Annotated in this window: 10 protein-coding genes; 9 read left to right on the top strand and 1 reads right to left on the bottom strand. The window is 64.2% G+C overall.

Annotated elements, in window-relative coordinates; all coding sequences use genetic code 11:
• The first annotated feature begins 72 nt into the window (after positions 1-72).
• From BUA29_RS12555 to rfbA, 9 genes are all read left to right on the top strand, one after another.
• Positions 73-444 (top strand): integrase core domain-containing protein, encoded by a 372-nt coding sequence (locus BUA29_RS12555; RefSeq protein ID WP_425443781.1) that lies wholly within the window; start codon positions 73-75, stop codon positions 442-444.
• Positions 359-1,084 carry a polysaccharide biosynthesis/export family protein gene (locus BUA29_RS11145; protein ID WP_072756614.1) on the top strand — a complete coding sequence of 242 codons (726 nt, stop codon included), beginning with the start codon at positions 359-361 and terminating at the stop codon, positions 1,082-1,084. The genes BUA29_RS12555 and BUA29_RS11145 overlap by 86 nt, the downstream gene beginning before the upstream one ends.
• Positions 1,085-1,102: 18 nt before the next feature.
• Positions 1,103-3,400, top strand: coding sequence for a GumC family protein (locus tag BUA29_RS11140; RefSeq protein WP_072756613.1), 2,298 nt, complete (start codon positions 1,103-1,105; stop codon positions 3,398-3,400).
• 6 nt (positions 3,401-3,406) lie between these two features.
• Positions 3,407-4,786 (top strand): DnaJ domain-containing protein, encoded by a 1,380-nt coding sequence (locus BUA29_RS11135; protein ID WP_072756612.1) that lies wholly within the window; start codon positions 3,407-3,409, stop codon positions 4,784-4,786.
• Positions 4,783-6,012 carry a tetratricopeptide repeat protein gene (locus BUA29_RS11130; protein ID WP_072756611.1) on the top strand — a complete coding sequence of 410 codons (1,230 nt, stop codon included), beginning with the start codon at positions 4,783-4,785 and terminating at the stop codon, positions 6,010-6,012. The genes BUA29_RS11135 and BUA29_RS11130 overlap by 4 nt, the downstream gene beginning before the upstream one ends.
• 94 nt (positions 6,013-6,106) lie before the next feature.
• A complete protein-coding gene (locus BUA29_RS11125; protein WP_143148932.1) occupies positions 6,107-6,529 on the top strand; it encodes a hypothetical protein in 423 nt (140 codons plus the stop codon).
• A gap of 118 nt (positions 6,530-6,647) precedes the next feature.
• Positions 6,648-8,063, top strand: coding sequence for an O-antigen ligase family protein (locus BUA29_RS11120; protein WP_072756609.1), 1,416 nt, complete (start codon positions 6,648-6,650; stop codon positions 8,061-8,063).
• Between the two features lie 228 nt (positions 8,064-8,291).
• A complete protein-coding gene (gene rfbB, locus BUA29_RS11115) occupies positions 8,292-9,347 on the top strand; it encodes a dTDP-glucose 4,6-dehydratase (protein WP_072756608.1) in 1,056 nt (351 codons plus the stop codon).
• A complete protein-coding gene (gene rfbA, locus BUA29_RS11110) occupies positions 9,344-10,261 on the top strand; it encodes a glucose-1-phosphate thymidylyltransferase RfbA (RefSeq protein WP_072756607.1) in 918 nt (305 codons plus the stop codon). The genes rfbB and rfbA overlap by 4 nt, the downstream gene beginning before the upstream one ends.
• Here rfbA and BUA29_RS11105 read toward each other — a convergent pair.
• Positions 10,252-10,545: transposase (locus BUA29_RS11105; protein ID WP_143148931.1), on the bottom strand; the 294-nt coding region annotated here is incomplete at its 5' end. The genes rfbA and BUA29_RS11105 overlap by 10 nt on opposite strands.

The following is a 10,545-nucleotide window of genomic DNA, read 5'->3' as shown; positions in this document are numbered from 1 at the left end:
GAGGCCGACTTCTCCAAGGCGCTCGCCACGCAGGGGATCCAGCGCTGGTACACGTATCCCAAGACACCCAAGATGAACGCGCATGTCGAACGCTTCAATCGAACCGTGCAGGAGTCCTTCGTGGACTACCACGAAGACCTGCTCTTTACCGACCTGGATGCGTTCAACCAGCAGCTGGCCAACTGGCTCGTCTTCTACAACGCCGAGCGCCCCCACCACGCCCTCGGCCAGCGACCCCCGCTACACTTCCTGCTCCAGCACCAACCCGAGTGCCAAAGGTGGTGGACTCATACAGATGCTTGCGCATTCGGGTGGACTCCGCATAATGCAATGCTCCCCCGCAGGCAGAGGATGGAACATGCGCATCGGGTTGTCCGTGCTGTTGGCGCTGTTGAGCGCGCTGATGGTGCTGCCAGGTTGCTCCAGCACAGAAGCTGTCCGTAGAGAACAGGTCAACGCGGTGTCTGGCAATGCCCTGCCGCCGCCGGATACGACGACTGCGTCGGGTGCCTATCAGGGGGCGACCGATTACCGGATTGGCGCGCAGGATCTGCTCGGTATCAGTGTGTTCGGTGTGCAGGAGCTAGACAAGGAGGTACGGGTCAACTCCAACGGCCAGATCTCGCTGCCGTTGATCGGGACCGTCATTGCCGGCGGTAAAACCGTACCAGAGCTCGAGGCTGAGCTGGCTCGGCGTTACGCCGACGGCTATTTGCAGAATCCGCAGGTTACCGTCTTCGTCAAGGAGTACACCAGCCAGCGGATCACCCTGGAAGGCGCTGTCAACAAGCCGGGGATCTACCCGATTACAGGCAAGACCACCCTGTTGCAGGCGATCGCACTGGCCGGGGGGATCGATGACAAGATTGCCGACCTCGGCGGAATCGTGCTGATGCGGCAGGTCAACGGCAAACGCATGGCGGCCGTATTCGATCTGCGTCAGGTGCGCAGGGGGCTGATCGAAGACCCGCAGGTCTATGGCGATGACATCGTGGTGGTCGAGCAGTCCGGCAGCAAGTCGGCCTATCGCCGCTTCATTGAGAGTGCGCCAGCGATTGGCGTTTTCCGCTGGTTCTTCCCTTGATTCAAGGACGATTTGACGATGACCGACGAACGCTTACCCGCCGGGCCTTCCGGTGACGATGCCCGCCTGCCGGCCAGGTCTGAGCCACAGGCGGCAGCCTTGGCGCAACTGCGTCCTAGCGCGATGCTGGCGCTGGAGCTTCAGAACGACCAGCAACGCGACGAGGATGAGATCGATCTGCGCGCGTTATGGCATGTGCTGGTCAAGCGTCGGCGCTTGATCGTCGGAGTGCTGGTGGCGGTTGTTGCACTTGCTCTGCTCGTGACCCTGACCGCGACACCGATCTACCGTGCATCCACAGTGCTGCAGCTGGAGAAATCCGGTATCCAAGTGGTGCAGGTGAATGGCATTCAGCCCGGTGAAGAAAGTGGTTACGATCCGACATTCCTGCAGACCCAGTACGAACTCATCAAGAGCCGGGCCTTGGCCGAGCGTGTGGCAAATGAGCTCAATGTGGATCGCGCCACCCTTGAGCGCCTGCAGGATGAGGGGTGGCTGGGGCGAATGCTCGCGTTGCTCAATCCCAAGGCTAAGAAAAAAACAGCCGGTCTGGTGCCGTCGAATGCTGGCCAGGGGGCTTTTGATGACTTGCGCGATGCGGCAGACTTCATTGGCAAGCATCTTGATGTAGAGCCGATCCGTAACTCGCGTCTGGTGCGTGTCAATTTCGATAGCCCATCGCCTGAGTTTTCAGCCAGGACGGCGAATGCCATTGCCGAAGGCTTCATCGCAGCATCGCTCGAGCGCCGGTTTGGGGCATCGTCCTACGCCAAGACTTACCTGGAAGAGCAGCTCAAGCTGACCAAGGCCAAGCTGGAAGAATCCGAGCGCAAACTGGTGGAGTTTGCGCAGAAGGAAAACCTGGTCAACACCGGGGAGCAAGGGCAGTCGCTGGCTGCACAGAACCTAGTCCAGCTCAATAATGCATTGGCGCAAGCACAGGAGCAGCGGATCCGTGCCCAGTCCCGCTGGCAGCAGGCACTCAACGGCGCGATGCCGCCGGACATGATTGCCAACTCCAACATCCGTGCTTTGCAGCAGCAAAAGGGGCAGCTGCAAGCGCAATACCAGCTGAAGCTGCAGACCTTCAAACCGGAGTACCCGGAGATGCTGCAGCTCAAGAGTCAGATCGACGAGCTGGATCGGCAGATCGCCAAGGAAACCGATGCGGTGCGTGCTTCGGTCAAGGCCGAGTACGATGCCGCAGTCCGGCAGGAGCAGATGCTGAGCCAGCAGATCGCGGCACTGCGTGCCCAGGCACTGGATGTCGATGGGCGCAGCATCCAGTACAACATCCTCAAGCGCGAAGTGGACACCAACCGGCAGCTTTATGACGGGCTGTTGCAGCGTTACAAGGAAGTCGGCGTGGCGGGGGATGTGCGTGCCAACAACATCTCCATCATCGACCGTGCGGAAGTGCCAGATAAGCGCTACAAACCCAATTTGGTGTTGAACCTGGCCATTGGGTTGTTGCTGGGCGGGGTGCTGGGGGTGCTGCTGGCGTTCCTGCTCGAGTTCCTCGATGACACCTTGAAGACCCCGGATGACATCGAGCAGAAGCTCAAGCTGCCGGTGCTGGGCGTCATCCCCAAGCTGGGGCCGAAAGAAAACGTGGCAGACGCCGCAGCCAATCCACAGTCCTCCTTCTCCGAAGCCTATCGCTCGGTACGGACGGCGTTGCAGTTCGCCACTGATCACGGCGTGCCGCGCACGTTGCTGGTCACCAGTAGCGGGCCGGGGGAGGGCAAATCCACCACTGCGTTGGCCTTGGCGCGCAATCTGGTGCAGTTGGGTAAGCGGGTCTTGCTGGTGGATGCCGATCTGCGCAATCCGTCACTGCACAAGACCTTGCGGCTGCGGCCGGCGGTGGGCCTGAGCAATCTGCTGGCGGGCGCCTGCACGTTTAGCGAGGCCGTGCAAGCCAGTGGTGAAGAACGCTTGGATGTGATTCTGGCCGGCCCGCTACCACCCAATCCGGCCGAGTTGTTGGCCGGCTCCAAGCTGGTGTCGTTGCTGACCGTGGCCTGCGAGCGCTATGACCATGTGATCGTGGACGGCCCGCCGGTGCTGGGGCTGGCTGATGCGCCGATCCTGGGCAACGCCGTCGATGGCACGTTGCTGGTGGTTCACAGCGCCAAAACCAAGATCAGCGCCGGTCAGTCCGCACTCAAGCGCCTGCTGGTGGCGCGGGCGCGCATCGTTGGCTGCCTGCTCACCAAGTACGATGCCCGCACTGCTGGCTACGGCTATGGGTACGGCTATCACTACGAGTCGTACTACGCCTATGGCGGCAAGCCGCGGTTGACCAAGGGGTGAGGGGCGATGGGCGGCGCGAAGGGGAGCGCGCTGGAGTGGGCCCTGGCGTTGTTGCAGGCGCCCTCAGAGCGATATGCCTTGCGCGTTCGCCCTTTGCCGACGGGCATCGACCGGCTGCTGGCCGTTGCCGCCGGAACCGTCCCCGAAGTGTTGTCCGAAGCCGCCGCAGCATTCAATGAGGCTCCCGAGCGGTTGCGCGAGGCGGCTCGCTTTTATGCCCGGGAGGTGCTGTTCTTCCCGGGCGCCGATGCGTACCGGGTGTTGGGAGTGTCGGCGGATGCGTCGGCGCAGCAGATCAAGGCGCATTACCGTCTCCTGCAAGCCTGGCTGCATCCCGACCGGTCCGGGTGCGAGGACGACACCGCGTTTGCCGGGCGGGTCAATGCTGCCTGGAATCAGCTACGAACGCCCGCACGCCGCCGCGCCTACGATGCGGAGCGGGCTGCGCAACAGGCGGCGGTTGAGGCCAAGACGGGCATGCAGGTCACCCGTCCGCCCACGATCCGAGGATGGGGCGATATGCCGGTGCCTTTGCCGGATCCGTCTGACCGCTGGCGGCAACGCTGGCCGATCCTGGCGTTGTCGAGCCTCTGCCTGGTGCTGTTCTGGCTGGCCTGGCGCGACATGGCGCGCAGTCCCGAAGGGCTGATCGAGGACGCAGCGGACATGGGGTCGGCGCTGGGGAGCGCCACATCCAGTCCGGCGACACGCCTGCCCGTGGTCACGCAGTCGCCGCCAGCAGGGGGTGTCAAATCACGTCGAGTTTCTGAGACAGCGCATGCACACGGCAGTGCTCGCGCTCCCGTCGCGGCGGCACCGTTGCGCACGGTGTCGCGTGAACGGCCGGTAGCAACGGCGGCTGCTTTGGCACACGGGACGGACGAGACGCGCCCGGTGTTCGTTCCGGCGGCTGGAGCGACAGTGCCAAGCGGCGCCGTGGTGGACGCAGGTACACCGCAACGTATCGAGTCGATACCAGGGTCGGAGCCGGTCGGACAGGAAGCGGTTGCGGCAGCGGTGCCGCTGGCGACAGACCGGGGCGAAGCGGTCGCGGCTGTGGCTGAGCCTGATTTTGGGCAGTTGCAGCAGGCGCGGCAAACCGGCGAAGCGCTCTTGCGTTACCTACGTGCTCGTAGTGGGACGGTGCCGCCGATCTGGAACAGTCCCGCTGCCCAGGAGGGTGCCGAGGCCGTCCGGCAACGCCTGTTGCGCCAGGAACGGGTTCGATTCGGTTCGGTGCAGTGGCAGATCGGTGCAGAAAGTGCCAGGCTCACGGCGACGGTCGAAACCAGGGCAGAGCCGGCCGCACAGCAGCTGGTCGCGCGACTACGCTGGCGCGAAGGATTGTGGCTGGTGACCGGAGTGGCACTGGAGGACATGCCATGAGTCAGCGCATGCGCGTCGTCTGGATGGTGGGTGTGTTCATGCTGGTTCTGCTGGCAGGGTGGCGCATCGTTGGGCTGATGCGCACCGAAGCGCTGGCGGAGCAGGATCCGCCAGCGGCCTTGCGCTGGCGGCCGGATGCCCCGGCTGCTCTGCAGGTGCTGGCCGAGCGTCAGCTTGCCGCGGGCGATCTGGAGGCCGCCGCCGCGACTGCGCGCCGGATTCTCGCGCAATCACCGCTACATGGGCCGGCGTTCCGCATTCTGGCGGAGGTGGCCGAGCGACATGACGATCCGGCGCAGGCCGAGCGGCTGTACCAGATCGCGGCTCGGCGGGCCCCACGCGATGCAGTCAGCCGGTTGTGGCTGGCGCGTCATGCCTTGCAACGTGGTCAGTTCGACGAGGCGCTGCAGCAGCTCGACCGGCTCTTGCGGTTTTCCCCCCAGCGTGCGGCCGTGGTCTTCCCGGCGCTGATCCAGATGGCCACCCAGCCTGCATTTGCCGATGCCCTGGCGCGTCAGTTGGCACACGACCCCCCCTGGCGCGGCAGTCTGTTGGCGGCGCTGCAACGGCCTGCTTCCGGCAATCCGGAGGCTGCTGGCCGGGTGCTTGAGGCGTTGCAGGCCCAGGGTGGGCTGCAGCCCGAGGAATACGCACGCTGGCTGGATGCGTTGCTGGCGCAGGGGCGCTGGGGCGAGGCGTATGCGCGCTGGGCCAGTCGTGTGCCCAAGCCGGACGGGCGGCTGCCCTTGCTCTACAACGGCGATTTCGCAATGCCGCCAACCAATGTCGGGTTTGACTGGCGCATTCAGCGCGTTCCCGGGGTACTACTGGATTTCGTGCCGGTTGCCGGTGCACGCGGGCAGGCGGCCTATTTCAGCTTTCTCGACCGGCGGATCCCGGAGGCCGGGCTGAGCCATCCCTTGCTGCTGGCGCCGGGGCACTACCAGATCACGTTGAAAGCCCGTGCCACGGCCTTACGTAGCGAGCTAGGATTGCAGTGGCAGCTGGTCTGTGCAGACCCGGCCGGGGTGCTGGCGCGCAGCGATCCGCTCGACGGCAACTTCGGCTGGACCCGGTTTGTGCTCGACGTAGAGGTGCCTGCGACCGGCTGCCCAGGGCAATGGTTGCGATTGGTCAATCCGGTGCCCAACGGGGCTGCGCAGCGTCTGTCCGGCGAGCTTTGGGTGACCGACGTCACGGTTCGCCCTGGGCTGAACGCGCACTGACGAAAAAAGAGCGTGATGGGGTTGCGCGGCTAAAAAAATGGTGTTAGGTTGACGATAACGGCTTCAAGTCCCCCTCAAGACAAGGATGATCGCCATGCGCAAGTTCGTTGCTCCGCTGTTTGCTTTCGCTGTTGCCGTGTCTGCTCCGGCGTTCGCCCAGCAGCAGAATGACAGCATCGTGCTCCAACTCAATGCCGGTTCCGCCATGACCAGCCGCGGCGGTGATTTTATGACTGCCAACAGCGGGCAGCCAGTGGCGGCAGGCGATAAAGTGATGGTGAATGCCGGTTCCGCCGTCACCCTGGTGTACAAGAACGGCTGCAAGATGGAGCTGCGCCAGCCTGGCGTGTATACCGTCCCGGCCGATTGCAAGGTAGCCGGCTGGGCCAATAACGGTGGCGTCAGTGGTGCCAATGCCGCGATCATCGCGGGTGTGGCTGCACTGGGTGCTGCGGTGCTGACCAACGAGAAGGACGCTCCGGTGGGCCCCTTGAGCGCCAGCATCCGTCACTTCTGATCGCATTATTCAATTGTTCCTTGCAGGGCAGGCGATCGCCTGCCCTGCTGCGTTTTGGGGCTGGGCAATCACGCATTGCGCTTGCCGTACGAGCGGGGCGCTAGGCTATGCTTGGCATATGCCTGTGACCGAGTTTGCCCGTCGTCTGCTTCTTCCTGCCGTGTCCGTGCTGTTGGTCGCCTGTTGGCTGGGCGGCGGTGTCACTGTCGACGATACCGGGCTGGATCTGGCCTTGGCCCTGCTGGCCTTGCCGGTCGTGCTGTTGGCGACCTGGCTGCTGCTGGTCGAAGGTGCGTCGCGCTGGGTGCAGATCGGCATCGCGTTGGCGCTGGCCATTGCGTTGGTGCCGGCATTGCAGCTCCTGCAGATCCCGGATGCGCTGTGGCGGCTGCCGCCAGCGCGGCAGGCGTTAGCAGTCGATTTGACGGCAGCGGGGGTGCAGGTGAGCCCCCACTGGAGTCTGACTCCGTATGCCAGCGAGCGCGGGCTGTGGATGCTGTTGCCAGCGCTGGCCGCGTTTCTCGCGGCGTGTGCCTTGTGGCCGGTACAGCGCAGGCGCCTGCTGCAGGTGATGCTCGGGCTGGTGCTGTTCAACGTCGGATTTGCGTTCTTTCAGGCTGGCTTGCCGCCCGACAGCGACTTGCGCTTGTATGCGTTCGATAATGGCTTCGGTGGCCTGCTGGTCAATACCAATCATCAGGCGACAGCGTGCATCATCGGCATGGTGCTGGCGGTGGGGTTGGCGGCCGAGGCCAAGCTGCGGGCTCTGCGTGGCGAGACGCGCCCGCACTGGCACTGGATGTATCTGGGGCTGGCCCTGTTTCTGCTGCTGATGGTGCCGCTGTCCACGTCGCGTGCCGGCATGGTGATCGTGTTGCCGGCGCTGGCATTGGCGGTCTTTGCCAGCGACGTGGTGCCGCTGCGGCGCATTCTGCGCACGCCCGGCAGGCTGCTGCTGGCCGTAGCGGTGGTGGTGCTGGCCGTCATCGGGGTGCGTGCCGGGATCGGCTGGATGGCGGTGGATCAGCTGGATGAGCTACGGCACGTGATGCGGGCGGCGGCGATGGCGATCGGCGCGACGCACGCACCGTGGGGGAGCGGTGTGGGGAGTTTCGTGCCGGCGTTTGAGCAGGCGGCGCCTGCGGCGCTGCAGTTGCCTAACTACGTCAATCATGCCCACAACGAGTATGCCCAATGGTGGATGACCACGGGGTGGCTCGGCATGCTGGTGCTACTGCTGGTGCTGGCACTGTTGGTTGCAGTGGCGATTCGGCTGGCACGCAGCCAGGGCCGGCAGGCGGTATTGGCCTCGGCGTGTTGGGTGGCGCTGGTGGCCGTGTTGGCGCATTCCTGGGTGGACTATCCCTTGCGCACGCTGACTTTGATGGCCACCTGCGGCGCACTGGCCGGGGTGATGCTGGCTGCGGTCGCCGAAGCGCGTCCGCGCGCGCATCGGCAGACGCGGTTGGACGGTCAATCCGCCAGTCAAACCATCGTGCCGACCGATGAGCTCGGCGACTTTCCGGCCGACTAAGCCCGACGCAGATTTGTTCTTGCCAAGGCCTCGGGCTATCGTCGCTTTGTTCATGCGATGAACGACAGGGGTGGGGAAACACGTGGCGTCGGAAGACTTGCAGATCGAAATCCTGCGCCGTCTGGTAGCTTCACCCGAGGCATGGGTTCACCCCCTAGTAAAGCCACAAAGTGTGGTGTACGACGTCAAAGGCGTGCTGCCGCGGGATGCGGTGGACGGGAGGCTGTGATGCAGCAGACCTGGTTGGTCACGGGCGGCGCCGGGTTCATCGGCGGCAACTTTGTGCTGGACGCGGTGCAGCGTGGGGTGCGGGTGATCAATCTGGATGCCCTCACCTATGCCGGTAATCTGGACACACTGGCATCGCTGCGCGGACATCCGGGGCATGTGTTCGTGCAGGGGGACATTGGTGACCGGCGCCTCGTGGACACGCTGTTGCAGACGCACCAGCCGCAGGCGGTGCTGCATTTTGCGGCGGAAAGCCATGTGGATCGTTCGATCGACGGCCCGGCCGCGTTCGTGCAGACCAATGTGGTGGGCACGTTGGTGCTGCTGGAAGCCGTGCGCGACTACTGGAAAAACTTGCCTCCGGATGCGCAGGCGGGGTTCCGCTTTTTGCATGTGTCCACCGACGAGGTGTATGGCGCACTCGGCGACACCGGCGCCTTCACCGAGGACACCCCATATGCCCCCAACTCCCCGTACGCGGCCTCCAAGGCCGCGTCCGACCATCTGGTACGGGCGTTTCACCATACCTATGGCCTGCCCACCCTCACCACGCATTGCAGCAACAACTACGGCCCCTACCAGTTCCCGGAGAAGCTGATCCCGCTCACCATCGCCAAGGCGCTGGCCGGTGAGCCGCTGCCGGTCTATGGCGATGGTCGGCAGGTGCGCGACTGGCTGCATGTGCACGACCACTGCGAAGCGCTGCGCACGGTGCTGGCAGGCGGTCAGGTCGGGCAGACCTACAACATCGGTGGCAATGCCGAGCGCTACAACATCGACGTGGTGCAGGCGGTGTGCGCGCTGCTGGATGCCCGCCGCCCCCGTGCAGATGGTCGCCAGTATGCCGAGCAGATTCGCTTTGTGGCGGATCGTCCGGGGCACGACCGACGTTATGCCATCGATGCCAGCAAGCTGCGCCGTGAGCTGGGCTGGACGCCGCGGCACAGCTTCGAACAGGGACTGGCGGACACCGTGGACTGGTATCTCGGTCACCAGGACTGGGTGGCCCGGGTGCTGGACGGCAGCTATCGACTGGAACGGTTGGGGGCGGCATGAAACGCAAGGGCATCATCCTGGCCGGCGGTTCCGGCACCCGGCTGTATCCGATCACCCAGGCAGTCAGCAAACAGCTGCTGCCGGTGTACGACAAACCAATGATCTATTACCCGCTCAGCGTGCTGATGCTGGCGGGCATCCGCGAGGTGCTGGTGATCACCACCCCGCACGAGCAGAGTCAGTTCCAGCGTCTGCTGGGCGACGGCAGCCAGTGGGGGATGCGGCTGGAATACGCGGTGCAGCCCAGTCCAGATGGGTTGGCGCAGGCGCTCATCATCGGGGCACCGTTTATTGGCGAAGACGCGATCTGCCTGGTGCTGGGCGACAATATTTTCTATGGCCAAGGGTTCGGGCCCATGCTGCGGCAGGCGGCCCAGCGCACCCACGGTGCCACCGTATTTGCCTATCAGGTCAAAGATCCGCAGCGGTTTGGTGTGGTCAGTATCGATTCGCAGGGGCGGGCGACCCATATCGAAGAAAAACCGGCTGCACCGCGTTCCAACTATGCCGTCACCGGCCTGTATTTCTACGACAACGATGCCATCGCCATCGCCCGCCAGCTCACGCCCAGTGCGCGCGGCGAGCTGGAGATCACCGACGTCAACCGCGCCTATCTGGAGCGCGGTGACCTGTATGTGCAGCCGCTCGGGCGTGGCTTTGCTTGGCTGGACACCGGCACTTTCGAGACCTTGCAGCAGGCGGCGCAGTTTGTCGAGGCTATTGAGAGCCGGCAGGGGCTAAAGATCGCCTGCCCGGAGGAAATCGCCTACCGCAACGGCTGGATCGATGCCGACCATCTGCGCGCATTGGCCGCGCCGTTGGCGAAGAGCGGGTACGGGGAGTATTTGCTGGGATTGCTGGGGTTAGGTCGTTCCGGCTCAATCGCGATTCCAGTGGAAACGGTTCATGTCTGATGGGGAGCATGGAGCCAAGGGTGACGGGGTAGATGCCTGAGCTTGGCGCACAGCAGGTAGCTGATGGCGATCAGGTTGGCGTCAGTGCGATAGCCCTTGGCGCGGGCCTTGGCGGCCTGGATCTGGGCGTTGAAGGCCTCGACCTGGCCGTTGGACAGGCCGGTGTCGAAATGCCGCAGGATGCCGGTGAGGTGGTCGCGGATGGTGGCACCGAGCTTCTTGAAGGGCGTCAGCCGACACCGTCGTGCCCAAGAGACCCACTTTCGGAGCAGCGGTTCGGCGGT

The sequence above is a fragment of the Thermomonas hydrothermalis genome (genome assembly GCF_900129205.1).
In the GTDB taxonomy this organism is placed as follows: Bacteria; Pseudomonadota; Gammaproteobacteria; order Xanthomonadales; family Xanthomonadaceae; genus Thermomonas; species Thermomonas hydrothermalis.
This window is presented reverse-complemented; position numbering and strand designations above follow the sequence as displayed.